This window comes from Campylobacter concisus (assembly GCF_002913225.1).
Lineage (GTDB): Bacteria > Campylobacterota > Campylobacteria > Campylobacterales > Campylobacteraceae > Campylobacter_A > Campylobacter_A concisus_J.
In genome coordinates this window covers 17,195-40,887 of the sequence record NZ_PPAW01000006.1, presented here as the reverse complement: position 1 = coordinate 40,887, position 23,693 = coordinate 17,195, and the positions used below count along the sequence as shown (strand labels likewise).

Here is a 23,693-nt window from a genome sequence, read left to right as displayed (position 1 = left end):
ATATTCATTTCTGGCAAATTTTAAAATTTAAATTTCTAAACTTTATGTTAAATTTACTTTAAATGCCTATTTTACGTCAATCCAAAGTCAAATTTGGATAAAAATAGCGTCAATAAATATTACCAAACTACGCTCTATTCGCACTTAGCTTTAATAAAATTTAATTTAAAAAATTAATTAGACTATTTTAATAATAAAGTCGTATAATCTAGTTAGCAATTATCTTACTTCAAAGGAGAGAGCATGAAAAATTCAGGTTTATCTAGAAGAGATTTTGTGAAATTTAGCGCTATCGGAGCCACGGCACTTGGCATGGGCGCTACAAATTTAATGGCCAGCCCAATGAACGAAAAAGATGTCAAATGGGACGAGGAGTATGACGTAGTCATCATCGGCTCAGGCTTTGCAGCTCTTGCAGCTGGTGTGACATCAGCCAAAAAAGGCAACAAAGTTGTCTTGATCGAAAAGATGGGCCGCACAGGTGGCAACTCTGTCATCAACGGCGGTATCTTTGCCGTTCCAAATAGCGACATGCAAAAGAAAGCTGGCATCAAAGATAGCACAGAGCTATTTATCAAAGACTGCTTGAAAGCAGGTCGAGGCATCAACCACGTTGATCTTTTGGCAAAGATCGGCGAGAGAGCGCAAGATGCTTACAAACTCACACTTGATTGTGGTGCAAAATATATCGATCAGATCACCCACGCAGGTGGTCACTCAGTGCCAAGAAGCCTTCAAACAGAGGTCGGCAGCGGCGCTGGCATCGTGCTTCCTATGACTGCGACATTTGAAAAGTTAGAGGGCGCATCGATCAAAAAAAGGACAAAATTTGATGATTTCGTCTTTGACGACAAGGGCGCAGTTGTGGGCGTCATCGTCAGAGAAAACTACAAATTTGATGGCAATTTGATGAGTGACGATGTCGAAAACAAAGGCGGCGATACAAAATATATAAAAGCCAAAAAAGGCGTCGTACTAGCAGCTGGTGGCTTTTGTAGGGATAAAATTTTTAGGCGTCTTCAAGACCCAAGGATCACACCTGAGACAGACTCGACAAACCAACCAGGCTCAACAGCAGGCGCGCTTCTAGCGGCGTTTAGAGCTGGTGCTTATCCAGTTCAACCAAGCTGGATCCAATACGGCCCTTGGGGATGTGCTGATGAGACAGGCTTTGGCGTGGGATCTATGTTTAACGTAAATGGCTCTTTTCCGTTTGGAATTTCAGTCAATCCAAGAACTGGCAAACGCTACATGAACGAGCTAGCTGACCGCAGGACGAGAACTGAAGCGATGTTTAAAGTCATTCATGAAAAAGGCGAAAACGATAAAAATTTCCCTATCAACTTCTGTGACTCAAGAGCCCTTCCTCACATGCTTCCAGCCCACTATGAAAAGGCTATCGCAGCTGGAATTTGCAAGAAATTTGACACACTTGAGGCTTTGGCAGCTGAGTATAAGATCCCAGTTGATGAGCTCAAAAAAACAGTCGCAAGATATAACGAATTTGTCAAAAAAGGCGTCGATGAGGACTTTGGCAAGCCAGTTGTTGAGACTACGACAAAGGGCATTGATATCTCAGTCCCGCCGTTTTACGCAGAGCGTGGCACGCCAAAAGTTCACCACACAATGGGCGGCCTAAATATCAACACAAAAGCCCAAGTCATGAACTCTCAAACAGCTATGCCTATACCAAATTTATATGCAGCTGGCGAGATCACAGGTGGCGTTCACGGAGCCAGCCGTCTAGGATCAGTGGCTATTACTGATTGCTTGACATTTGGTATGATCGCTGCTGAGACTATCGGCTAAAACTACTAGTGGCAGGCATTTGCTTGCCACTATAAATTTTTAAATCTATAAACTCCGTTTTTTACCCGCTCAAAAATTTTCTTCTCTTCAAGCAGCCTAAACGTGCTTATCACGGTTGGCTTGCTCACATTTAGCTTCTCGCAAATTTCTGAAATTTTAAGCACGATAAAGCCATTTTCATCGCTTAGCTCGCAAAGTAAATTTATGACCTCTACCTTTTTCTCGCCAAGAAGCGCCTTGTAAATTTGCTCTTTCACGCTAGCTCCAAATTTTATAGCACACAGCCACGCACCAAAGCGCGCCACATAAGAAATTTGCGATCATCACGGCCGCGCTTCCAGCGTCCTTTGCCGCTTTTGCTAGGGCGTGATAGTCTGGGCTTGCAAGATCAGTCACTCGCTCTAGGCTCGAGTTTAGGCACTCGCAAACTAACACAAATGCCATGCTAAAGATCAAAAATAGGTTAAAAATAAGGTCAAATTTCCAAAAAAATAGCGAAATGCTAGCTACCAAAAATATGCAAATTTCTATGCGAAAGCTCTTCTCGTTTTTAAAAATTTCAGCCAAACCCTCTCTTGCGTAGCCAAAATTTTTAAAAAATTTATACGTTGGCTGGTTTCTCATAACTTTCCTTTTTGTGATTTTTGGCATAATTATAATTAAAAAAAGGATGAAATTTGAAACTTATTAGCTGGAACGTAAATGGTCTGCGTGCAGTCGTGGCAAAAGAGGGCTTTGCTTGGCTTGATGAGGTTAGGCCTGATTTTCTAGGGCTTCAAGAGATCAAGGTCAAAGAAGATGACGTGCCAAAAGAAATTTACAACCTTGGCTTTAAAGATATCAGCGTAAACTCAGGCGCAAGAGCAGGATATTCTGGTGTGATGAGCCTTGCTAAATTTGACATGCAAACGCAAAAGGCGGCCTTTTTTGACGACACGGAGGGGCGAGTTTTGGAGCATAGATTTGGCGATATCGTGCTTTTTAACATCTACTTTCCAAACGGCCAAAAGGACGACGAGAGGCTAGCTTACAAGATGGACTTTTACGAGAAATTTCTAGCTTACTGCAAAGAGCTTATAAAAAGCGGCAAAGAGGTGATATTTTGTGGCGACGTAAATACCGCTCACCGCGAGATCGACCTGAAAAATCCAAAGGCAAACGCCAAAACTTCAGGCTTTTTACCTATCGAGCGCGCGTGGATAGATGAGGTGCTAAAAAGTGGCTTTATAGATACCTTTAGAGCCGTAAATGGCGACGTTGCGGACGCTTACTCGTGGTGGAGCTACCGCTTTAACGCAAGGACTAAAAATGTCGGCTGGAGGATTGATTATTTCTTCATCTCGCAAGGTCTAAAAGATAGGCTAAAAGACGCCTTCATCTTGCCAGAAATCACCGGCAGCGACCACTGCCCAGTTGGCATAGAGATAGAAATTTAGAGCACCCCCTCTTCTAGCAGGTGGGTGATGAGGATTTTAAAGCCTAGAAATATAAGTATCGCTCCGCCCAAAAAGAGCGCCTTTTTCTCTAAAATTTCACCCATAAATTTACCGATGTAAAAGGCGGCTAGGCTTAGCACAAAGCAGACTACGCCGATGATGAGCGCACTCTCAAATACATTAACCGCTTCAAAGCTAAGCGTGACGCCAACGGCAAGTGCGTCGATGCTCGTGGCAAATGCGCCTATAAAAATGGTCTTAATATCCATGCCCAAAGAGTCGTTAGCCTCGCTACTACAGGCCTCTTTTAGCATTTTAAAGCCAAGAAAGCAGAGTATAAAAAAGGCGATAAAGTGATCAATGGAGCTTATAAATTTAGCAAAGCTAATGCCTAGAAAATAGCCAAGAAGCGGCATGAGAAACTGAAAAAATCCAAGCATGAAGGCTATAAATAAAATTTTGCCAAGGGCAAGGCTTTTATACCTTGCGCCGTTTGCCATATTTAGTGCTGCGCTATCCATGCTAAGAGCGAAGCTAAGAAGTAAAAGCTGCATAAATTCCCCTCAAAAAAGGGTGAATTTTAGTGCAAAAAGATTAAATTTATTTTAAGCGTTTAGATATTTTTTGTATGATTTTGCTTTAAATTTAAAAAAGGAGAGAAGATGAAAAGATCTCTTGTTATACTTTGTGGCGCGCTTGCTTTAAATTTACAAGCCGCAAGCATGGATGATATGATAAATAAAGGTGTGAAAATAGCCACTCATGCATCAAGCGGCGACTATAAAAGCTTAGTTAGCGAGGCACTAAATGCAGCTGTGAGCGAGCTTTCAAAAGAGGGCTTTATAAACAACGCCACAGCTAAAATCCCACTCCCAAAAAGCCTTGAGATGGCGTCAAATTTAGCCAAAAAAGTGGGCGGCGAGAAGTGGGCGCAAGACCTTAGCAAGTCGATAAACAACGCTGCGACCACGGCCGTACCAAAGGCTGCTGAAATTTTTAGTGAGAGCATAAAAAATATGAGCGAGGCTGATGTCAAAAAGCTCTTTAACGGCGGCAGCGACAGCGTTACGAAGTATCTGCAGCAAAGCTCCAGCCAAAAGCTAAAGGCAGCATTTACGCCGATAATTGAGAAAATGATGAGCGATAATAGCTTTGCGACTGCCTATAATGGGCTAAATTCTTTCATCGGCAACTCAGCAAAAAACAACGAAACGATAAAATCAGTAAAGAGCCTAGCTAAAAATTTAGGCGCAAGCGAATATGTGCCAGATGAAGGCGAAGACCTAAACGCTTATATCACGAGGAAGACGCTAGATGGGCTATTTAACGTGATGAGCGAGAAGGAAAAGGGGCTAAGAAGCAGCTTTAGCCTAGATAGCGGCAAAAAGGTGCTTGACTCGATCTTTAAATGAGAAATTTAAGCGCTCAAAACAGAGCCGACATCGCTCTTATCGTAGTTGCCATAGTTTGGGGCGCTACGTTTTTACCCATGGCAAACGCGCTAAAGACAAATGGCGTCTTTGTCATGCTCTTTTGTCGGTTTTTTCTCTCGGCTATCTTTATGGGTTTTGTCGCGCTTAAATTTACTAATAAATTTGACAAAAAGAGCGTCATCTACGGCATTATCCTTGGAGCGGTGCTCTTTTTATCATTTGCCACGCAAACTTACGCTCTAAAGCTCACATTTAGCTCTAGCATCGCCTTTATCACGGGGCTTGAGTGCGTGATAGTCCCTTTTATGGCGGCTATCTTTTTTAAAAATAAGATAAGCATTTTTGCTATTTTTGGCGCTATCATCGCTATTTTTGGGCTTTGGCTCTTAAGTGGCGCCACGCTAGCACTTGGGAGCGGCGAGGCATTAGCGCTTGTCTGCGCGATATTTTATGCGCTTTATACTACGCTAAATGGCCACTTTGTAAGAAAAAGCGAGCTTTATTTGCTTGTCTTTGTGGTCTTTCTCACCGTCTCTTTGCTCTCGTTTGTCTTTGTGTTTTTTGAAGGTAGCGTTGTGCCAAAATTTGATAGGGAATTTTTCATAGCTATATTTATCACGACGGTGATTGGCACCATATTTTGCTACTTTGTGCAAACTATCGCTCAAAGATACACGACTGCTAGCAAGGCGGCCTTGTTTTTCTGCCTAGAGCCAGTCTCTGCAGGGCTCATTGGCTACTTTTTTGCAGGCGAGATACTTAGCATCTGGCAAATTTTTGGGGCTGCACTCATCATCTGTGGCGTCATTTTTAGCGAATTTGGCAAGCAAATTTGCTCTAAATTTAAGCATTAAAAGACAAAAAGCTTCATTTGAGAGTCTATTTTCTCGTCTATAAACTCGCCGTCAAATCTCTCTTTTAACATCGCTAAAACCGCCTTTTCATCGTAGTTTTTAGCTCCGTTTATCTCAAGGTGCCAGCAGATATTCTCAGCAGCTTCTTGCACGCTTCGTCTAGCGATCCTTGTCTCATTTAAAATTTGACTCTTAAAAGCGATGCCTTGCTTATTTAGCCACGCTTCAAGCCTATCTACCACGTTTTTTTGAGAGAGCACTCGACCAAATTTTTCAAAAAATGGCTCAAGCAGATCAGAGCTTCTAGGCTTGTCCCAGCCAAGATAGAGCTTTTGCTTGGCGCAGTTTTGAAATTTAGCAAAATCTTCATCGCTCGCAATGGCCGGGCTCATCGTGCAAATGGCGATATCAAAGTGCCTTGCTGGTTTAAATTCTCTCCACGAGCAAACCTCGCTGGTTAAATTTGTCACGCCAAATCTCTTTGCGTCTTCATTTAAAATTTCTATCATCTTTTCAGAGCTATCTATGCCAGTTATATGCTTAGCCGTTTTTGATAAAAATATGCTCCAAACGCCAGTGCCACAGCCGATATCAAGGATATCTTTGCCGCTAAAATCAACTCCCCAAGCCAAAGCTTTACCATAAATTTGCTGCTGGATAGCGCTGATCTTGCCGTCAAATCTTTGGTAGTTTGACGCCTTTTTGTCCCATAAATTTTGCATTTTAGCTCCTCTTTTTGGTTATAATTTTAGCAAAAAAGGCTAAAAATGAGAGATTTTATATATCACGTCACCATCCCGCCACAAGCCATCGACATGCATGGTCACATGAATAATGTCTATTATTTCACGCTTATGCAAGAGGCCGCATTTGCCCACTCTGCCGCTGTTGGCGACACGGTCGAGGCGCAGTATAAAAGGGGTGAAATTTGGCTCATTAGAAAAAATGAAGCAAAATATATAAAAAGCGCAAAGCTGATGGATAAGATAGAAATTCACACCTACACGCAAGCTGAGGGCAAGGCGACATCTTGCAGATATTTTGAGTTTAAAAAAGATGGCGAGCTAATAGCAACTGGCAAGACAGAATTTGTCTATATCGATCTAAAGACAAACCGCCCAAAAGCGATCCCGGCTGAGATCATCGCGCTTTACTCGTGACCGCACTCGTTGCAAACGCCCTTTATCACGGCACTTTTGATATTTTTAGCGACGTTTAGGTGGGGCATATCGATGTTTGTCACCTTGTGGCAGACGTCGCAGATGAAGTAAGCTTTGGCTTCATTTGCCAGCTCGTAGTAGCTCTTGTGGTTGTTTTCGGTTTTTATGACGAGATTTTCTTTCTCGAAAATTTCCATACTTCTATAAAAGGTCGTCTTGTTTGCGTCAAGAATTTGCAAAATTTCATCATAGCTTAGCGGTGCTTTGGCGTTTTGCAAAATTTCAACAAGCTTTATGCGAAGCGTCGTAGCCTTGATATTGTGCTCTTCTAAGAAATTTCTCGCATTCATCTTTGCCCTTTTTATTTTTTGTATATTAACGCTAAAAGATTTAAACTATATTTAAAAGAAAAGGCTAAATTTAGGCTTTTGAACTTTAAGTTGCAACCAAGTTGCATTTTGCTAAACTTCGCAATTATTTTTTAAAGGAGAGATAATGAGAAAAATTATCGTTTTTTTAGCTGTTTGTGCTTTGTCTCTTTTTGCAAAGCCGGTTGTGACTACTAGCATACTGCCAACGAAATTTTTCGTCGAGCAAATCGCTGGAGATACGCTAGATGTAAATGCGATGGTTGGCAAGGGCGCTGATCCACACACCTACGAGCCAAAACCAAAGCAGATGAAGGAGCTTGAAAAGAGCGAGCTTTACTTTGCTATCGGCATCGAGTTTGAAGACGCGTGGCTGGATCGCTTCTCAAAGACATTTAAAAATTTACGCATCGTAAAGACGCAGGAAGGCATCGAAAAGATCGCTATGAGCGAGGAGCATGAACATGAAGAGCACCACGAGCACAAGCACGATGGAGAGCACAAGCATGAGGGCGAGCATAAGCATGAACACCATGACCACGAAGGAGAGCACCATCATCACCACCATGACGGCCTTGACCCACACATCTGGCTTGACCCTATCTTAGTAAAAACACAAGCTGATAACATCGCAAAGGCGCTAATAGAGAAATTCCCGCAAAATGCAAAGCTTTATGAGGAGAATTTGGCTAAATTTAAAGCTAGCCTTGACGAGCTTGACGGGTTTATCAAAAACGAGCTAAAAGATGTCAAAACTCGCGAATTTATCGTATATCACCCATCTTGGGGCTACTTTGCAAAGCGCTATGATTTAGAGCAGATCGCCATCGAGATAGAGGGCAAAGAGCCAAAGCCAGCTGAGCTAAAAGAGCTTATAGAAGAGGCTAAAGAGCACGGTGTAAAGGTCATTTTCGTAGCTCCACAATTCCCAACAAAGGCTGCAAATTTGATCGCAAAAGAGACTGGCTCAAAGGTCGTCATGATAGATCAACTACCTGAAAACTGGCTAGCCGAGATGAAAAAAACGGCTGAAATTTTCGCAAAAAGTCTATAAAAATGTTAGCACGCCTGATCGTCATTTGCCTACTAACCATAAATGCTTTCGGGTGTGCTCTATGCTCGCTTTATAGCCCAACAGCTCACATTAGCGCGAAATTTGTCGCAAACGAAAACAACATCACGCAAATAGCCTTTACTTGGACCTTTTCGCAAAATTTCTCAGATCTTATGAAGCAAAATTTTGACCTCAATCAAGATGAAAAGATAGATGAAAAAGAGCTTAGAAAGATCCGCTTAAATTTGCTAGACTACCTAGTGCCAAGGCACTATTTGACAGATATTGAGTATTATTACAAGGACGAAAACGCCACTAAAATCGAGCCAAATTTAAATAATTACAAGCTCTACTTTGACGAGGGCAGGCTTAAATTTGACGTGAGTTTTAAGACAAATTTAGTGATCGCTGACGGACTTGTCGTGTCGGTTGATATGGAGGACAAGGAGGGCTATTTTAACTTCAAATTTACGCAAAATAACGCATTTTTGGTGGGTGAAAGCTTCTGGGCGATACCAAATTCAAACTCAAATTTGATATTTTTTACCTTTTCAAGCAAAGAAGCGGCCAAAGCTCACAACGAAAAACCAGCGCTTAAAGAGCTGCTAAAAGAGCCAGTGGCAGGCGCGAGCGATGAGAATTTAAGCCAGATAGATAAGATCGATGAGGCAAAATTTGACATCGTCTCAAAAACTAGCCTAAGCTTGCTTGATAGGCTAAAGCAAATTTTAAGAAGCGTGGATTATAAAAGTCCGCTTGCGCTGCTATTTTTGGCACTTATCTCATTTGGCTATGGCTTCTTGCACGCTGCTGGAGCAGGCCATGGCAAGGTGCTAACAAGCTCATATTTTGCCGCAACTGGAGGCAGCTATAAAAGGGCGTTTTTATTTGCCTTAAAGATCGGCTTTTTACACGTCGTGGGCGCATTTGTCTTTGTCTTTGCTAGCTTTTTACTGCTTCGTGAAGTAAGCAGCGACCTCACAAGAGACACCGCTAGCATAACGACTGCGTTTTCTGGCGTCGTGATCTTTTTTGTGGCGATATTTATGCTCGTTATAAAGATCAAATTTTACCTTTCAAATAAAAATGAGACTAAATTTTATATTTTTAGATCAAATCTAAGCCAAAATTTGAGTAAAAATACAAAATTTAAAAGCGAATGTGGCTGTCAAATTTGCTCAACTAAAAAGCCAAAGAGTAAAGAGGAGTGGCTAGTAGCAGCCGCTGCGGCTCTTGTGCCCTGTCCAGGCACGATCCTAGTCTTTGTGCTGGCAAATGAGATAGGCAGCTACTTTGCAGGCGTGATAAGTGGCCTGTTTATGGCGCTTGGCATGAGTGTGGTGATATTTGTAGCGGCAGTTTTTGGCTCAAAGATCAGCACGAACATTAAGCTAAAAAAGTTTAAAATCTACGCAGAATTTACAGCTCTTGGCATCATGCTTTGGCTTGGACTTTTCATTTTTGTCACGACATTTACGCAAAAGAGTCTGTTTTGAAAGATATTATAAAAGTTAGAAATTTAAACTTTAGCTACGATAAACAAGTCGTTTTAGAGGACATAAATTTAGACTATAGTAGCGACGAGTTTTTAGCGATAATCGGTCCAAATGGCGGGGGCAAAAGCACGCTTTTAAAGCTCATTTTGGGTCTGCTTAAGCCTCAAAGTGGCGAGATTAAGCTCTTTGGTAAAGAGCCAAGCGAGGTAAGTAAATTTATAGGCTACGTGCCGCAAAATTTCCTCTCAAATCAAAGCTTTCCGATGATGGTTTTAGAAGTTGTATTAATGGGGTTAATCGATAAAAAAATCTTTGGTTTTTACTCAAAAGATGAAAAAGCTCTAGCGCTAAGTGCCCTTGAAAAGGTCGGCATGAGCGAGTTTGCAAACTCGAGGATCGGCGAGCTAAGTGGCGGTCAAAGGCAGCGCGTCTATATCGCTAGAGCGCTTTGTGCAAATGCAAAAGTACTCATCTTAGACGAGCCAACAGCTAGCATCGACACAAAAGGGCAGGCTGAAATTTATGAAATTTTAAAGGGCATAAATGCAAATGGCGTTGGCGTGGTTTTAGTTAGTCACGATCTAAATATCGTGCTAAATTACGCTACAAAGATCGCTTACGTGAGTAAAAATTTACACATTCATAAAACGCATGAAAACCTTGCAAAGAGGGAATTTATAGAGCATCTAGCTAGAACGCATAGCCATTTTTGTGATGTTGAGATCGCACTTGGCGAGTGTGGTTGCGAAAAAACAAAGAGTAATGTTTTTAAATTTTAAAGAGAGAAAATGAGTGAAATTTTAGAGTTAAATTTTATGCAAAATGCCTTTATTGCGAGCATTTTAGTAAGCATAATATGCGGCATGATAGGCTCGCTTGTGGTGATAAACAAGATGACTTTCATCGCTGGAGGCATCGCACACGGCGCGTATGGCGGCATAGGGCTCGCTTTTTTCTTCTCACTTGAGCCGCTTTTTGGAGCGAGCATATTTTCACTATTTCTAGCGCTCATCATCGCCACGATCACGCTAAAAGATAAGACAAACATCGACTCCGTAATAGGCGCTATTTGGGCGATTGGTATGGCGATTGGCATCATTTTCATCGACCTAACGCCTGGCTATAACGCCGATCTTATGAGCTATCTTTTTGGCTCGATCCTTGCAGTTAGCGGCACAGATATCGCGTTTATGAGCGTTTTAGACCTCTTGTTTTTAGCACTCATCGCGCTTTTTTACCGCCAGTTTGTGGCGATCAGCTTTGATGCGGAGTTTGCAAGGCTAAGGGGCGTAAATACCACTTTTTTTCACTATCTGCTAGTTTGTATGATGGCGCTTTGCGTGGTGGCTACGATCCGCGTCGTGGGGCTAATACTTGTCATCGCACTACTTACTATACCGCCATATATTGCGCAAATTTTTGCCAAAAGGCTGGGGCTCATGATGCTTATCTCAACCATTTTTTCTATCATTTTTTGCTTTATCGGCCTTGTGATCAGCTTTTATTTCAATCTCACAGGCGGAGCTAGCATTATCTTAGTCGCCTCGCTTTGCTTTTTTGCATTTAGCTTTAAATTTAAAAGCTTGCGCTCGTAGCTCTTTTTAACCTAAAAAGCGTCCAAGCCAAAAAGCAAATCGCCGTAAAATAGACGCTAAAAAAGAGCGCTAGCCACATAAATTTGATCTCAAGTCCTAGCCAAAAAACCACCGCGTAAAAAAGCGAGCATTGAAGCACGAGCTGTCTAAAACCATTTAGCAAAAAGATCGCTACTGGGCGTTTTATCGCCTGCAAAGTGCTGCCTGAGATGTTTATCGTGCCGTAAGCCATATAGGCAAGTGAGTTGATGACAAGGTAGAGTTTGGCTACCCCAAGCACGGCTGGCGTGCTGTCAAAGAGCCTGATCGCGCTCTCGCCAAAAAGCCTTATAAAGATGTAGGCAAAGACGCAGTAGATGAGCAAAAAAAGAAGCGATAGTTTGTAGCACTGCAATACTCTTTGAAAGCTCTTAGCGCCGTAGTTTCTTGAGACTATGCTTAAAACTGCAGCTGCCATGCCGATGGTTGGAAGCACTAAAATTTGCTCGATCCTTAAAGCTATGCCATAACCTGCCACTGCATTTACGCCGTAAAAGCTCACAAATTTTAAAAGCACGAGCGAGCCAAGCGACATTGAGAGGTAGTTTAGGCAAGCTGGCAAGGCTTGCTTTAGTATCTTTGCCCAGACGGCGAAATTTGGCACGAAGTAGCCTAAATTTCTAGGCTCTATCATCTTGCTCTTTCTAACTTTAAAAAAGAGATAGAGCATGCCTAAAAACTGCACGCTAGCCGTCGCTAGAGCAAGGCCCTTTACGCCAAGATCAAAGCCAAAGGCAAAAAGATAGCAAAAAAATGCGTTGATAAAAAGGCCGCAAAATAGCCAGTTGCGGTAGCTTTTAGTATCGCCAAGCGCGACTAGAACGCCGTTAAGCGACTTTATAAGCAAGAAAAATGGAGCTGCAAGAAAGATGACGCCAGCGTAGTCAAGCGCCTCTTTGATGTAGTGATGATCAGCTCCTAAAAGGATTAGTAAATTTGGTGCTAGCAAGTAGCCACATAGTCCCATGAATAGGGCAAAAAGAAGAACGAAGATGATGCCATTTGAGGCGTAAAATTTAGCCATTTTTGGTTTGTTTGCGCCTAGGCTGTTGCCTATTAGCGCGGTGAGTGCCGAGCCAAAGCCAAGCCCGATGCCAACGACACTTAGATAGAGCAAAAAGCTCATCGCCATGCCAGCAACTGCTATGGTAGAAATTTTAGCGGCGAAAAATGTGCCAGTGACGTTGTAAAGGGTGTTAAACATCATGCCCACGCCAGCTGGCAGCGAGAGTGAGATGATTAGTTTATTTAGCGGGTCTTTTAGTAGGTCCAAGCTGCCTTCTTGTTAAATTTCATATGAGCTAAGTTCTATCAAATTTCCATCAAAATCGTAAATATATAAACTCTTCATTACCCCAAGTGCTCCATTTCGCCTAACGACACCAACCTCGATCTCTACGCCTTTTGCAAGAAGCTCTGAGCGCACGTCTTCTATGTTGTCTTCAACTATTAAACATATATCAGCACTGCCCTTTGTTGGATGCTTTGCCGCAGGTAAAAACTCGCCCTCAAACCTATGTAAATTTATCTTTTGTGAGCCAAATTTTAGGCTAATGCGACCGTCTTTCTGGGCTAGTCGCATGCCTAAAATGTCGCAGTAAAATTTAAGCGCCTCTTAAACGTCGCTTACTACGATCACGATGTGATCTAAATTTTTTATCTGCATTTTGGCTCACATCTTTATTTTTGATCTCTTAATGCCCTTTTTCTAGCGTAGATATTTAGGCATTCAACTGCTAGTGAGAAGCCCATCGCAAAGTAGATGTAGCCTTTTGGCACATGCACGCCAAAGCCATCAAGCACGAGCGCAAAGCCAACTAGCACCAAAAATGCAAGTGCGAGCATTTTTATCGTTGGGTTGTTATCGACAAATTCTGAGATCGCCTTTGAGGCAAACATCATTACGCCAACTGCGATGATGACAGCAAGTATCATGATGTCGATGTGCTGAGCCATGCCAACTGCGGTGATAACGCTATCAAGCGAAAAGACTATGTCTAAAATGCCTATCTCAAGGATAGTTGCAAAAAATCCTGGATGAGACTTGCTCTCGTGAGCCTCTTCATGCTTGCCAGTGGCGTTTGCGTGGATCTCCATTGATGATTTTACTATCAAAAATAGACCGCCTATTATGAGCACTAGATCGCGCCCAGTGATGCTAAGCTCGCCTATGCTAAAGAGCGGCTTTGTAAGCTTCATGATCCAAAATAGCGAAAGTAGCAGGATGATCCTAGTGATCATCGCAAAGCCAAGCCCTAAAATGCGGCCTTTCCCTCTTTGCTCTGGCGGCAGTTTGCCTACTAAAATAGCGATAAATATGATGTTATCTATGCCTAAAACTATCTCCAAGCCAGTTAGCGTAAGTAGCGATATCCACGCCTCTGGCGAACTTATCCATTCAAACATTCGTTGTTTCCTTTGTTAAAATTTTTATTATGCTTTGGGGCAAAATTTCATGCTCTATGGCGTGAATTTTAGCCTCCCACTCATCTAAACTCATGCCGTCCTCTCGCTCAAACGCCCTTTGCGCGATCAGTTTGCCCCCATCAAGCTCCTCACTCACATAATGCACGCTCACACCGCCTATCATCATGTCGCTCTCAAAGCTCTCCTTTATCGCATGCGCGCCTTTAAAAAGCGGCAGGATAGATGGGTGAAGGTTTATGGCTTTGACCTGCGTTGTAAAAACTGGCGTTAGTATCCTCATAAAGCCTGCAAGCACCGTTAGTTCGGCCCCACTTTTTAAAATTTGCTCCACCAAAACAGCGTCAAATTCCTCACGTTTGTCAAATTTAGCGCTTTCTATTATAGTCGTTTCAAGCCCAAATTTCTTAGCACGCTCTATGCCAAATGCGCCTGGCTTATTACAGATACAAAGGCAAACCTCGATCTTTACGCCGTTAAAAATTTGATTATGAACTTTTTTAAGTATCGCTTCTAAATTTGAGCCACTGCCGCTAAAAAGCACGGCTATCTTTTTTGTAAGCATTTTACTCCTTTGATGATGTCTGTTGGCTCGAGCGCGTAGCTGTTTTTGCTAAAATTTTTAAGACTAAGCGCGTGAGCTAAAGTGGCTGAGATGGCAGCATTTAGTGGCTCATAGCCTTGAGCCAAAAGTGCTAGCACAAGACCGCTTAGCACGTCGCCACTGCCGCCTTTTGCAAGCGCGTTTTTGCCATAAGGCATGACGTAAATTTGCCCCTCTTTGGCGATTATAGTGTTTGCCCCTTTTAGCACAAGAACGGCCTTAAATTTCTCGCTCCAAGCCCTCGCGTAAGCGTATCTGTTTTCTTGCAAGGTTTGCACATCTATATCGGCTATTTTGCAAATTTTTAAAAGCGAGCAAAACTCCTTTGGATGAGGTGTCAAGACGCAGTTTTGGCTTAGTAGGTCAAGCACTTTTGGGCTGTAAAAGATATCAGCGTCAAGAATAAGCTTTTTGTTTTTTAAAATTTCTACGTCAAGCTCTTCTACGCCCCTTTTGCCAAGTCCCATGCCAAGGGCTCCAGCGTTCATTTTCTCACTTATCTTGCTAGCTTGCATGATATGCGTTGGTAAATTTAAACCCTGCTCGCCTATCACGCTAACTAGCCCAGCCCCAAAGGCAAATGCCGCCCTTGCGCAAAGCTTGCTAGCTCCCACGTGCTCGCCAGATATGATAAATGCATGGCCAAAATCGCCCTTATTTACGCATTGATTTTTTCTATTTGGAAGCACGAGATCACTTTTTTCAAGCAGGTGGTAGCCGCTCTCGCACTCGTAGTTTTGCGAGCTTACGCCAAGAGTGGCGAGCTTTATCTTGCCAACGTAGTCTTTTGCTGCGTCGCTATAAAGAGCTAGCTTTCTAGCTCCCATCGTGATAGTAGCGTCTGCTTTTATGCAAGCGCCAAGCACCTTGCTCTCGCTACTTAGCCCACTTGGCACATCGCAAGCGATGATGTAAGCAGGGCTATCGTTTATTTTTGAGATGAGACTGACTAAATTTTGATCCAAATCTCTATTTAGCCCTGAGCCAAAAAGTCCATCTATGACGCATTTTGCGCTATTTAAGCTATTTTCTACCTCTTTACTCTCTCGCACGCCAGCAATTTTAGCTCGCTTGAGCTGTTTGGCGGCTAGTGGCTTTAAATTTTTACTAGCTAGGATAAATTCACACTCATACTCGCCCTCTAGCATCCTTAAAGCACAAAGCACGTCAGCACCGTTGTTTCCCGCGCCGCAAACGCCAAGCACCCTCTCGCCTTTTTTAAATTTCTTACGGATAAAATTTGCTATGGCTGCGGCTGCATTTTCCATCAAAAGCTCTTCGCTAAGGCCAAATTTCTTGCTCGCTCGCTCGTCCAAAACTCTCGTGTCTAAATATAAATTTTTCATTTTATGCCCTAAAACTAAGCGCCTCTAGGATGTGGGGCTTTAAAATTTGCTCGCTCTCATCAAGATCGGCGATACTTCTAGCCACTCTAAGCGTCCTTTTTATGCCCCTTTGAGAGAGATTGTATTTCGTGGCGGCCTTTTGTAAAATCTCACTTGCCTCGGCGTTTAACGTGCAAAATTTAGCCACCTGCGCGTCACTAAGCTTGCCATTTAGCTCGTCTTGAGCGCGCTTTTTTTGAAAGATAAAGGCCTTTAAGACCATCTCGCTCATCTGCTGTGAGCTTAAACTTGCCTTGTCATCTGGCGAGCTCTCGTCCATCGCGACTTTTAAGTCTATGCGGTCAAGCACTGGGGCTGAAATTTTGGCTTTGTAGTTTTTTATCTCATTTTCACTGCATTTGCAGTTTAGGTTGCGGGAGAATAAATTTCCACAAGGGCATGGATTTTGCGCGGCTACGAAGATAAATTTGGTCTCGTAAGTCACTTTTGAATTTACCCTTGCGATGTGGATTTGATTATCTTCAAGTGGCTCTCTAAGGCTTTCTATCACCTGTTTAGCAAAGTGTGGGAACTCATCAAAAAATAGCACTCCGCCATTTGCAAGTGCGATCTCGCCGATCTTTGCGACGTTTGAGCCTCCGCCAAAGATCGAGCTTTTTGTCGAGGTGTGATGAGGCGAGCGAAAGGCTCTAGTGCTTGTAAATTCGCTATCTTGCAGGTTTAGCGAGCGGTAGGCGGCGGACTTTAGCACCTCTTCTAGGCTTTGTGGTGCCATGATATAAACTAGGCGTTTTGCGCACATGCTCTTACCGCTGCCTGGACTGCCTTCAAATAAGATATTGTGCATGCCAACGGCTGCGATGACGCAGGCCCTTTTGGCTCTATCTTGGCCCAAAACGTCCTTAAAATCAAGCTCGAAGCTTAAATTTGGAACATATCTTTTGCCGCCAACTTCTATCACATTTGAAAATAGCTCGTGCGTGGCGCTAAAATGCGTGCTTTTAGCAAATTCTGCGTCGCTAAAAAACTTGATCGCCTCTTCTAGTGTGCTAACGCCATAAACCTCTAAATTTGGGATCATCGAGGCTTTGGCGGCTATCTCACTTGGTACTAAAATTTTTGCATTTTGCACCTGCGTGCTTAAAAAAAGTAGGATCGAAAATAAATTTGCTGTGCTTTTTACGCTCCCGTCTAATCCAAGCTCGCCAAAAACAAAAATTTTCTCTAAGCTTTTTGCCTTTTGAAGGGCGATGAGAAGTGCGATACTTAGATCAAAGTGTGAGCCACTTTTTGGCAGGTCTGAGGGGGATAAATTTATGGTTATTTTCTGAGCCGGAAAGGCAAAGTCAAGCGCCAAAAGTGCCGCCTTTACACGTTCTGTGCTCTCTTTAATGCTGGTGCTTGCAAGGCCCACGATACTAAAGCCAGGAAGCCCACGAGAAAAGATCGACTCAACATCAATGATCTTTAGTCCGTCGCCGTAAGTAGCACATTTTAGGGACTTCATGATGTCTTTTCTTTTTTTTGCTTTTTGTATTCCTTGTCGAATTTTTTGCGTTTGTTAAAGCCTATTTTTTCTATAAAAAGATGTCCGTCTAGGTGGTCATTTTCATGCTGGATAGCGATCGCTAGTAGCCCATCAGTTTTTAAGGTCTGCTCTTTGCCAAAGCGGTCTTGAAATTTGATGCTAACGACCTCACTTCGCTTAACGTCCTCGTAGTAGCCAGGCACGCTAAGGCAGCCCTCTTGATAGACACACTCGCCCTCACGTAGCTCAAATTTTGGGTTTATGATCTCGATTAAATTTTCTTTATCTTGCACGCCCTCTTCGTTGGCTAAATTTATGATGAAAATTCTCTTTGCAACGCCTATTTGTATAGCTGCAAGACCGATGCCTTCTTTAGCAATCATCGTCTCATACATATCATCAAGAAGTTTGTGAAGCTTCTCATCGAAAATCTCAACCTCTTTTGAAATTTCATAAAGTTTTTTATTTGGATAGGATAAAACTTCTAGGATCAAACTAATTCTCTGCTTTCTCGTCTAAAAATAGTGGCTCATTTAGGTCTTGGTTGGTCTCTAGCTTGTCAAGTGCGTGAGAGAGCAACTCTTCGGTACTCTTTGTCTTTGAGATCATGCTTGAGACGATCTGCACATCTAGTTTGCACTCTTCGTTGTCGATCTTCCATGGCATAGATGAGAGCATGTTTAAAATTCTCGCGCACGCTTGCTTTGTGCCGTTTTCGTCGGTGTATTTCATCACCATAGCAAAGCAGCCATCGCCGTAGTGTGCGACTATATCGCTTCTCCGTGAAGTTCTTAAAAGAAGCTGTGACATGCTTTTAAACATATTGTTTCGCTCTTTTAAATTTTTAACGCGGTTTGCAAATTTATCTTTTATCTTAACTAGCAAAAATGAGGCATTATAGCCGTAGCGCCTAACAGACTCGATCTCGCTACTTATGGTCGCTACTAGAAATTTCTTGTTATAGACCTCATAAGTCGTATCGTAGATCGACTGCTCTTCGATCGCCTTAAACATCTTGCCGACCTCTTCATAGCTCATCTTGATGACGTCAAGGTGCTTATCCATGAGGTCGTTTAGCTTGATGAGGTCTTGGTTAAAGGCGCTTAAGACGTTTTGGAGCGCAAGGACGTTTGTGTTGTTTTTAAGCCCATCCATGCGCTTTTGCACTAGGCCTCTCATAACGCCTAAATTTTTATAGATGAGCACGACTGCTTGAAGCATACTCTTTATCTGGATAAAGCCTTGTTTTACCTCTTTTTCGATAGAGATGTTGCCATTTGTTGGCACTGAGCTTTCAGAATTTGCCACTATGATATCGCCGATCTCTTTTCTAAACTCATCTGACTGCCCATCAAGCATCTTTTCAAAATATATTGAGTAGTTTGTTGGCGTAGATGGGACGTTGTCGTCACTTAACTCGTGCAAAACGTCCTCTGAAAATTTATAGATATTTACCTTTTCTTTTTTGACAGCTGGTTTTGCTTCAGCTGCTTTTTTCTTTGGATCTGGTGCGTTATCTATCTTTATCACTTTGGGCCTTATTTAAAACTTTTCTCCAAAATTTTATCGACAAGTCCGTATTCTTTAGCTTCAGCTGAACTCATAAAGAAGTCGCGCTCAGTATCTTTTACGATCTTGCTTAGCTTTTGGCCTGTATTTTTTGCCAAAATTCCATTTAAAATTTCTTTCAAACGTAGAATTTCACGTGCTTGTATCTCGATATCAGTCGCTTGTCCTCTAGCGCCACCAAGTGGTTGGTGTATCATGATACGAGAATTTGGCAGTGCATATCTCTTGCCAGGTGCGCCACAGCTTAGCAAAAACGCACCCATGCTAGCGGCCTGACCGATGCAGATCGTGCAAACATCTGGCTTTATATAGTTCATCGTGTCATATATGCTAAAGCCACTTGTTATGACGCCACCTGGTGAGTTTATGTAAAGGTATATATCTTTGTCTGGATCTTCAGCCTCTAAAAATAGCAGCTGAGCGACGATAGAAGCGGCCATGCCGTCCTCTATCTCGCCACTTAGCATAACGATCCTGTCTTTTAAAAGACGGGAGTATATATCATAGCTTCGCTCACCTCTGCTAGTTCTTTCAACTACGACAGGAACGTAATAGCTCATTACTCAGCCTTCTCTTTTTTACTTGCTTTTTTCTCGTCTTTTTCTTTGTTGAAAAGCTCGCTAAATAGCTTCTCTTCGATCATCGACATCTTTATAGCTGGAAGCATGCCTTGGTTGCGGTACATCTCAAGGTGCGCTTTTGGATCTTGGCCGCTTCTATACGCCTCAAAATAGATCGCTTGAACGACCTCTTGATCGCTCACTTTTACGCCTCTTACGCGAGCTAGCTCATCGATGATGAAAGTTAGGCGAACGCTATTTTCAGCATCTTTTCTATACTCGTCACGTTTTTTTGCAAGCGCATCTTTGTCTTCTCTAAATTTCTTCATATCATCTGGAGTAAATGTGCTCCATGCGTTTCTAAACTGCATATCGATCTCTTGCTCGACGATATTTTTTGGCACATCAAATTTAAATTTCTCAACCGCAGCTTCAGCAAATTTTGGTTTTAGCTCTTCGTTTATAAGCTTATAAATTTTCTCTTGGCGAATTTGCTCTTTTATGCGCTCTTCAAGTAGCTCTTCAGTTGGTTTTTCTTCGTTTGGAAGGATAGTTTTTAGCATCTCTTCATCTAGTTTTTCAGGGATCTTTCTCTCTTGAATTTCATGAAGTTTGACTTTAAAAACAGCATCTTTGCCAGCTAAATGTGCAGCGCCATAGTTTTCTGGAAATTTAACGTTTATATCTTTTTCGCCGCCAGCTTTTATGCCTACCATGCCATCTTCAAAGCCTGGGATAAATTGATTTGAGCCGATCTCAAGCACGTAGTTTTCAGCCTTACCGCCTTCAAATGCAACGCCATCAACAAAGCCCTCAAAGTCAAATTTAGCAAAATCGCCCACTTTTAGGCCTCTTTTGCCCTCTACTTTTTCAAGCGGAGCTATCATTTTTAGAAGTTCAGTTTTCTTCTCATCGATATCTTTTTTCAAAACGCGTGGGTTTGAAAACTCAGGTATCAAGCTCTCATAACCGCTCACATCGACGCTTGGCTTAAATGAAACTGTTAGCTCAACGTCGATTTTGTCATCTTTTTTGTCAAATTTTGAAACGATAGGCTCGCCGATAAGGTCGTCATTTTTCTTGCCTGCTTGTTTGATAGCCTCTTCGACCACATCTCTTAAGACATCTTGCTCAGCGTCGTTTGTTAGCTCTTTCTCGTAGCGTTTTAGCACGACAGCGACTGGCACATGGCCTTGTCTAAAACCATCTACTTTCATAGTTTTTGCCGCTTTTTTTGCTAGTTTTTCTACGCTAGACTTTATAGCATCTGCACTTACAGTCGTGCTTGCTAGGGTATTTACGCTATCTAGAGCTTTGATTTTGATTTCCATCGAATTCCTTTATGAATACAAATTTTTAGCCCAAAATATAGCAGAATTTTCCTTATTTCATTGTAAATTTGTAAATTTTTATAGATATAAAAGGCGTTTTAACGTAGAATTTGGCGATAAAATTATGGAGAAAATTTATGCAAGAGAGTTTTGAAAATTCAGTTAAAAATATGCTAACTATCATCGGTGAAGATACAAACAGAGAAGGGCTTATTAAAACCCCAGAACGCGTTTATAAAGCTTTTAAATTTCTAACTAGCGGATACGAGCAGGACCCAAAAGAAGTCCTTGGTGACGCGCTATTTACTAGTTCAAACAACGAGATGGTTTTAATGCGAAACATCGAGTTTTACAGCCTTTGCGAGCACCATTTGTTGCCAATAATTGGCCGTGTGCATGTGGCATACATCCCAAATGGCAAGGTTGTTGGCCTTAGTAAAATTCCACGCATGGTAAATATCTACGCCAGACGCTTGCAAATTCAAGAGCAGATGACCGAGCAGATCGCAAAGGCGCTTGAGGACGTGATCGCTCCAAAAGGCGTTGGTGTCGTAGTTGAGGCAAGGCATATGTGTGTTGAGATGAGGGGTGTGGAGAAGATAAACTCGACTACCACGACCTCTGCGCTTAGAGGCTGCTTTATCAAAAACGCAGATACAAGGCGAGAGTTTTTCTCGCTTATAAATTCGCCTAGGGAAACGCATTTTTGAGTTTAGAGCGTATAAATTCAAGGCTTAAAGAGGGCGTGAAGCTCTCAAATACCTTTGGCGTCATCACAAAGATCACAGCTACTACGATAGAGATCACCGGACTTCGCCCAAGTATCGGCGACATCGTGCGCATAGTCGCAAAAGACAAGAGCAAAAACGGCCTTGGCATGGTCACGCAGATAAAAACAGATGGCGCTTATATCAGCCCGTTTGGCTTTGTCGAGGGCTTTAGGATAGGCGACTTTGTCTATGAGAGCGATCAGGGCATGAGCATACCGGTGGGGCCAAATTTGCTTGGTCGCGTGGTCGATCCATTTATGAAGCCCATTGACGGCAAGGGGGCGATCGATACAACTGAATATATGCCGATCATGAGAGCGCCGATAGATGCGATGAAAAGAGGACTTATAAACGAGCCTTTTAGCGTTGGGATAAAGACGATAGATGGGCTGCTTACCTGCGGCAAAGGGCAAAAGCTGGGAATTTTCGCAGGTTCAGGCGTGGGTAAATCAACCCTCATGGGCATGATCGTAAAAAATACGCTAGCTCCCATAAAAGTAGTCGCGCTAATAGGCGAGCGTGGCCGTGAGGTGCCTGAATTTATCGAAAAAAACCTAGGCGGCGACCTAGAGGGCACGGTCATCATCGTAGCGACCAGCGATGATAGCTCGCTCATGCGAAAGTACGGCGCATTTTGCGCGATGAGCGTGGCTGAATACTTCAAACAGCAGGGCAACGACGTGCTTTTCATCATGGATAGCGTCACGCGTTTTGCGATGGCGCAGCGTGAGATCGGTCTTGCGCTTGGCGAGCCACCGACCTCAAAGGGCTATCCGCCAAGCTCGCTCACACTCTTGCCACAGCTAATGGAGCGCGCCGGCAAAGAGGAGGGCAAGGGCAGTATCACGGCGTTTTTCACCGTGCTAGTCGAGGGCGATGATATGAGCGACCCCATAGCCGACCAAAGCCGTTCTATCCTAGACGGCCACATCGTGCTAAGCCGCGAACTAACGGACTTTGGAATTTACCCACCTATCAATATCCAAAACTCAGCCTCGCGTGTCATGGGCGACGTCATCGGCAAAGAGCACAAGCTAAATGCGATGAAATTTAAGCGCCTTTACTCGCTTTTAAAAGAAAATGAGGTCCTGCTTCGCATCGGCGCATATCAAAAGGGCAGCGACAAGGAGCTTGACCTTGCGATCTCGAAGAAAGAATTTATGGAGAGCTTCTTAAAACAAAGCTCAGAAGAGGCCTTTGCGCTCGAAGAGGTCGAAGAACTACTTGATAAGATCAATCAGTAAATTTTTGTATAAATTTGACTACTAAAATTTTATAGCCTTTTATTAAAAAGATCGGTAAATTTTGCTTTTTTTGGTGCGAAAAAGTGATGTTGCAAAAGTCGCGGGGTAGAATTTAAAATTTATGTGGTTTTATGAGATTAAATTTCGTGGAGTGGTCGGCTTTTGTGTTAGGCAAAATGATAAAACGTTATAAAAAGCAGTCACGCCCACGCTTCAAATGGCAGATAAAATTTAGAATTTTTGGCTTTTTTGTTAAAAATGCTTGTTTGTAAAATGCGGTAGTAAATTTGAAGCGCGCGAGTTAAATTAGTAGCGGCTTTTATCTTACTTGTGGCTTTTGCAAATTTTGCATAGACAAAACAAAATTTAATGCAAAAGCATAGGTAGCTAGGAGCTACAAAACGTGTAACCAAAGCTCATTTGTTTTACTTGTCTGAAAAAGCCACTGAGTGGATAAATTTCAAAATTTGCGGTTTTATGGATAAAAGCTACCATTTTGCAAAGGCTGAGGTCGTAAATTTGAGGCAAGTGATCGAGTTAAATTTATACTATGTGGTTTTGAGTGGTATCCAGCCTATCTTAGTTTTTGCGGAAATTTAATTGTAAAAAATTCACGTTTAGTTTGGCAAGTACTGATATTTTAGACCTTGCCTCGTGATGCAAAGCGTATATTTAAAAAAAGCCCAAGAGAAAAACCTCTTTTTTGCCAAAGATCGAATTTGCTTTATGTTTTTTATAACTTTTAATGGTAGGCTTCTTGTAAATTTAATAGATAAAAGCAAATTTGATGCCCGCACTTTTGCCTTTGTGATGACGTAAAGCCTGCAAGATACTTTAAAAATCTAAGAACAAAATTTATCTTTTTATTTTCATTAAAGCTCGAATTTAGCCCACTTTCCCTATTGCTTTTAGGGACATGCTCCGTATAAAAACAAAATTTCACACTCTCGGCAGTTATCTATCTTTTTTATCGTCAAAGCTTAAATTTAACTCGCATTTTTCGTGATTTTATCGGTGAAACTTGTCTAAATTTTATTGAGTGAAAACAAATTTTTCATCAATACCAGTAGCTT

The 23,693-nt window shown here is 42.4% G+C and carries 27 protein-coding genes and 1 pseudogene; 12 read left to right on the top strand and 16 right to left on the bottom strand.

Annotated elements, in window-relative coordinates; translation table 11 throughout:
• Positions 1-243: 243 nt before the first annotated feature.
• The gene (locus tag CYP26_RS00875; RefSeq protein ID WP_103630024.1) at positions 244-1,809 is read left to right on the top strand and encodes a flavocytochrome c; all 1,566 of its coding nucleotides are present in this window, start codon (positions 244-246) and stop codon (positions 1,807-1,809) included.
• A gap of 29 nt (positions 1,810-1,838) precedes the next feature.
• On the opposite strand, the gene CYP26_RS00870 is transcribed toward CYP26_RS00875, so the two are convergent.
• Together CYP26_RS00870 and CYP26_RS00865 are read right to left on the bottom strand one after the other, a co-directional pair.
• Entirely contained in the window at positions 1,839-2,066 is a 228-nt protein-coding gene (locus tag CYP26_RS00870; RefSeq protein ID WP_103630023.1) for a replication/maintenance protein RepL, read from the bottom strand.
• Position 2,067: 1 nt separating this feature from the next.
• Positions 2,068-2,433 (bottom strand): diacylglycerol kinase, encoded by a 366-nt coding sequence (locus CYP26_RS00865; protein ID WP_103630022.1) that lies wholly within the window; start codon positions 2,431-2,433, stop codon positions 2,068-2,070.
• A 53-nt stretch (positions 2,434-2,486) separates the two neighbouring features.
• On the opposite strand from CYP26_RS00865, the gene CYP26_RS00860 reads away from it, so the two are divergent.
• The gene (locus tag CYP26_RS00860; protein WP_103630021.1) at positions 2,487-3,245 is read left to right on the top strand and encodes an exodeoxyribonuclease III; all 759 of its coding nucleotides are present in this window, start codon (positions 2,487-2,489) and stop codon (positions 3,243-3,245) included.
• Here the strand turns inward: CYP26_RS00860 and CYP26_RS00855 are convergent.
• Positions 3,242-3,799 carry a manganese efflux pump MntP gene (locus tag CYP26_RS00855; protein ID WP_103630020.1) on the bottom strand — a complete coding sequence of 186 codons (558 nt, stop codon included), beginning with the start codon at positions 3,797-3,799 and terminating at the stop codon, positions 3,242-3,244. The genes CYP26_RS00860 and CYP26_RS00855 overlap by 4 nt on opposite strands.
• A gap of 108 nt (positions 3,800-3,907) precedes the next feature.
• Here CYP26_RS00855 and CYP26_RS00850 point away from each other — a divergent pair, with 108 nt between their 5' ends.
• Entirely contained in the window at positions 3,908-4,657 is a 750-nt protein-coding gene (locus CYP26_RS00850) for a DUF4197 domain-containing protein (RefSeq protein WP_103630019.1), read from the top strand.
• A complete protein-coding gene (locus tag CYP26_RS00845; RefSeq protein WP_103630018.1) occupies positions 4,654-5,532 on the top strand; it encodes a DMT family transporter in 879 nt (292 codons plus the stop codon). Before CYP26_RS00850 ends, CYP26_RS00845 begins: the two co-directional genes overlap by 4 nt.
• Here the strand turns inward: CYP26_RS00845 and CYP26_RS00840 are convergent.
• Positions 5,529-6,254 (bottom strand): class I SAM-dependent methyltransferase, encoded by a 726-nt coding sequence (locus tag CYP26_RS00840; RefSeq protein WP_103630017.1) that lies wholly within the window; start codon positions 6,252-6,254, stop codon positions 5,529-5,531. The two genes, CYP26_RS00845 and CYP26_RS00840, sit on opposite strands and share 4 nt — an antisense overlap.
• A gap of 45 nt (positions 6,255-6,299) precedes the next feature.
• On the opposite strand from CYP26_RS00840, the gene CYP26_RS00835 reads away from it, so the two are divergent.
• The gene (locus CYP26_RS00835; RefSeq protein ID WP_103630016.1) at positions 6,300-6,692 is read left to right on the top strand and encodes an acyl-CoA thioesterase; all 393 of its coding nucleotides are present in this window, start codon (positions 6,300-6,302) and stop codon (positions 6,690-6,692) included.
• Here CYP26_RS00835 and CYP26_RS00830 read toward each other — a convergent pair.
• Positions 6,683-7,042, bottom strand: a complete 360-nt coding sequence (locus tag CYP26_RS00830) for a Fur family transcriptional regulator (RefSeq protein WP_103630015.1) — start codon at positions 7,040-7,042, stop codon at positions 6,683-6,685. The genes CYP26_RS00835 and CYP26_RS00830 overlap by 10 nt on opposite strands.
• A 145-nt stretch (positions 7,043-7,187) precedes the next feature.
• Here CYP26_RS00830 and CYP26_RS00825 point away from each other — a divergent pair, with 145 nt between their 5' ends.
• Genes CYP26_RS00825 through CYP26_RS00810 form a run of 4 tightly spaced genes read left to right on the top strand, consistent with a single transcriptional unit; the run spans position 7,188 to position 11,205 of the window.
• Positions 7,188-8,114 carry a metal ABC transporter solute-binding protein, Zn/Mn family gene (locus CYP26_RS00825; RefSeq protein ID WP_103630014.1) on the top strand — a complete coding sequence of 309 codons (927 nt, stop codon included), beginning with the start codon at positions 7,188-7,190 and terminating at the stop codon, positions 8,112-8,114.
• 2 nt (positions 8,115-8,116) lie between these two features.
• Entirely contained in the window at positions 8,117-9,610 is a 1,494-nt protein-coding gene (locus CYP26_RS00820; protein ID WP_103630013.1) for a nickel/cobalt transporter, read from the top strand.
• A complete protein-coding gene (locus tag CYP26_RS00815) occupies positions 9,607-10,389 on the top strand; it encodes a metal ABC transporter ATP-binding protein (protein ID WP_103630012.1) in 783 nt (260 codons plus the stop codon). Before CYP26_RS00820 ends, CYP26_RS00815 begins: the two co-directional genes overlap by 4 nt.
• A gap of 9 nt (positions 10,390-10,398) precedes the next feature.
• Positions 10,399-11,205, top strand: coding sequence for a metal ABC transporter permease (locus CYP26_RS00810; protein ID WP_103615933.1), 807 nt, complete (start codon positions 10,399-10,401; stop codon positions 11,203-11,205).
• Here CYP26_RS00810 and CYP26_RS00805 read toward each other — a convergent pair.
• From CYP26_RS00805 to tig, 10 genes and pseudogenes are all read right to left on the bottom strand, one after another.
• Positions 11,186-12,517: an MATE family efflux transporter gene (locus CYP26_RS00805; RefSeq protein WP_103630011.1), complete on the bottom strand. Its 1,332-nt coding sequence runs from the start codon at positions 12,515-12,517 to the stop codon at positions 11,186-11,188. The two genes, CYP26_RS00810 and CYP26_RS00805, sit on opposite strands and share 20 nt — an antisense overlap.
• A 12-nt stretch (positions 12,518-12,529) precedes the next feature.
• Positions 12,530-12,847: pseudogene (locus CYP26_RS00800) on the bottom strand (VOC family protein); the annotation flags it as partial.
• A gap of 77 nt (positions 12,848-12,924) precedes the next feature.
• Positions 12,925-13,650, bottom strand: a complete 726-nt coding sequence (locus CYP26_RS00795) for a TerC family protein (RefSeq protein WP_103630010.1) — start codon at positions 13,648-13,650, stop codon at positions 12,925-12,927.
• A complete protein-coding gene (purN, locus tag CYP26_RS00790) occupies positions 13,643-14,233 on the bottom strand; it encodes a phosphoribosylglycinamide formyltransferase (protein WP_103630009.1) in 591 nt (196 codons plus the stop codon). Before purN ends, CYP26_RS00795 begins: the two co-directional genes overlap by 8 nt.
• Complete coding sequence (locus CYP26_RS00785; RefSeq protein ID WP_103630008.1) at positions 14,215-15,618, bottom strand: NAD(P)H-hydrate dehydratase; 1,404 nt, start codon at positions 15,616-15,618, stop codon at positions 14,215-14,217. The genes purN and CYP26_RS00785 overlap by 19 nt, the downstream gene beginning before the upstream one ends.
• A gap of 1 nt (position 15,619) precedes the next feature.
• The gene (locus tag CYP26_RS00780) at positions 15,620-17,125 is read right to left on the bottom strand and encodes a YifB family Mg chelatase-like AAA ATPase (RefSeq protein ID WP_103630007.1); all 1,506 of its coding nucleotides are present in this window, start codon (positions 17,123-17,125) and stop codon (positions 15,620-15,622) included.
• Complete coding sequence (gene def / locus CYP26_RS00775; RefSeq protein ID WP_103630006.1) at positions 17,122-17,640, bottom strand: peptide deformylase; 519 nt, start codon at positions 17,638-17,640, stop codon at positions 17,122-17,124. The genes CYP26_RS00780 and def overlap by 4 nt, the downstream gene beginning before the upstream one ends.
• A 1-nt stretch (position 17,641) precedes the next feature.
• The gene (locus CYP26_RS00770; RefSeq protein ID WP_103558308.1) at positions 17,642-18,676 is read right to left on the bottom strand and encodes a GGDEF domain-containing protein; all 1,035 of its coding nucleotides are present in this window, start codon (positions 18,674-18,676) and stop codon (positions 17,642-17,644) included.
• An 8-nt stretch (positions 18,677-18,684) separates the two neighbouring features.
• Complete coding sequence (clpP, locus tag CYP26_RS00765; RefSeq protein WP_004317374.1) at positions 18,685-19,275, bottom strand: ATP-dependent Clp endopeptidase proteolytic subunit ClpP; 591 nt, start codon at positions 19,273-19,275, stop codon at positions 18,685-18,687.
• A complete protein-coding gene (tig, locus tag CYP26_RS00760; protein ID WP_103630005.1) occupies positions 19,275-20,606 on the bottom strand; it encodes a trigger factor in 1,332 nt (443 codons plus the stop codon). The genes clpP and tig overlap by 1 nt, the downstream gene beginning before the upstream one ends.
• 137 nt (positions 20,607-20,743) lie before the next feature.
• Between tig and folE the strand changes: the two genes are divergently transcribed.
• Together folE and fliI are read left to right on the top strand one after the other, a co-directional pair.
• Complete coding sequence (gene folE / locus CYP26_RS00755; RefSeq protein WP_103630004.1) at positions 20,744-21,316, top strand: GTP cyclohydrolase I FolE; 573 nt, start codon at positions 20,744-20,746, stop codon at positions 21,314-21,316.
• Positions 21,313-22,620, top strand: coding sequence for a flagellar protein export ATPase FliI (fliI, locus tag CYP26_RS00750; RefSeq protein WP_004317323.1), 1,308 nt, complete (start codon positions 21,313-21,315; stop codon positions 22,618-22,620). The genes folE and fliI overlap by 4 nt, the downstream gene beginning before the upstream one ends.
• 200 nt (positions 22,621-22,820) lie before the next feature.
• Here the strand turns inward: fliI and CYP26_RS00745 are convergent, their stop codons facing one another.
• Positions 22,821-23,033 (bottom strand): hypothetical protein, encoded by a 213-nt coding sequence (locus CYP26_RS00745; protein WP_103630003.1) that lies wholly within the window; start codon positions 23,031-23,033, stop codon positions 22,821-22,823.
• A gap of 16 nt (positions 23,034-23,049) precedes the next feature.
• On the opposite strand from CYP26_RS00745, the gene CYP26_RS10210 reads away from it, so the two are divergent.
• Positions 23,050-23,220, top strand: a complete 171-nt coding sequence (locus CYP26_RS10210) for a hypothetical protein (protein ID WP_181000829.1) — start codon at positions 23,050-23,052, stop codon at positions 23,218-23,220.
• Positions 23,221-23,693 lie beyond the last annotated feature (473 nt).

What these genes read in the sequence shown, in the direction of transcription:
- CYP26_RS00875 (WP_103630024.1), top strand. Translation starts at nt 244, where the DNA reads ATGAAAAATTCAGGTTTATCTAGAAGAGATTTTGTGAAATTTAGCGCT.
- CYP26_RS00865 (WP_103630022.1), bottom strand. Translation starts at nt 2,433, where the DNA reads ATGAGAAACCAGCCAACGTATAAATTTTTTAAAAATTTTGGCTACGCA.
- CYP26_RS00855 (WP_103630020.1), bottom strand. Translation starts at nt 3,799, where the DNA reads ATGCAGCTTTTACTTCTTAGCTTCGCTCTTAGCATGGATAGCGCAGCA.
- CYP26_RS00850 (WP_103630019.1), top strand. Translation starts at nt 3,908, where the DNA reads ATGAAAAGATCTCTTGTTATACTTTGTGGCGCGCTTGCTTTAAATTTA.
- CYP26_RS00845 (WP_103630018.1), top strand. Translation starts at nt 4,654, where the DNA reads ATGAGAAATTTAAGCGCTCAAAACAGAGCCGACATCGCTCTTATCGTA.
- CYP26_RS00840 (WP_103630017.1), bottom strand. Translation starts at nt 6,254, where the DNA reads ATGCAAAATTTATGGGACAAAAAGGCGTCAAACTACCAAAGATTTGAC.
- CYP26_RS00835 (WP_103630016.1), top strand. Translation starts at nt 6,300, where the DNA reads ATGAGAGATTTTATATATCACGTCACCATCCCGCCACAAGCCATCGAC.
- CYP26_RS00830 (WP_103630015.1), bottom strand. Translation starts at nt 7,042, where the DNA reads ATGAATGCGAGAAATTTCTTAGAAGAGCACAATATCAAGGCTACGACG.
- CYP26_RS00825 (WP_103630014.1), top strand. Translation starts at nt 7,188, where the DNA reads ATGAGAAAAATTATCGTTTTTTTAGCTGTTTGTGCTTTGTCTCTTTTT.
- CYP26_RS00820 (WP_103630013.1), top strand. Translation starts at nt 8,117, where the DNA reads ATGTTAGCACGCCTGATCGTCATTTGCCTACTAACCATAAATGCTTTC.
- CYP26_RS00810 (WP_103615933.1), top strand. Translation starts at nt 10,399, where the DNA reads ATGAGTGAAATTTTAGAGTTAAATTTTATGCAAAATGCCTTTATTGCG.
- CYP26_RS00795 (WP_103630010.1), bottom strand. Translation starts at nt 13,650, where the DNA reads ATGTTTGAATGGATAAGTTCGCCAGAGGCGTGGATATCGCTACTTACG.
- purN (WP_103630009.1), bottom strand. Translation starts at nt 14,233, where the DNA reads ATGCTTACAAAAAAGATAGCCGTGCTTTTTAGCGGCAGTGGCTCAAAT.
- CYP26_RS00785 (WP_103630008.1), bottom strand. Translation starts at nt 15,618, where the DNA reads ATGAAAAATTTATATTTAGACACGAGAGTTTTGGACGAGCGAGCGAGC.
- CYP26_RS00780 (WP_103630007.1), bottom strand. Translation starts at nt 17,125, where the DNA reads ATGAAGTCCCTAAAATGTGCTACTTACGGCGACGGACTAAAGATCATT.
- clpP (WP_004317374.1), bottom strand. Translation starts at nt 19,275, where the DNA reads ATGAGCTATTACGTTCCTGTCGTAGTTGAAAGAACTAGCAGAGGTGAG.
- tig (WP_103630005.1), bottom strand. Translation starts at nt 20,606, where the DNA reads ATGGAAATCAAAATCAAAGCTCTAGATAGCGTAAATACCCTAGCAAGC.
- folE (WP_103630004.1), top strand. Translation starts at nt 20,744, where the DNA reads ATGCAAGAGAGTTTTGAAAATTCAGTTAAAAATATGCTAACTATCATC.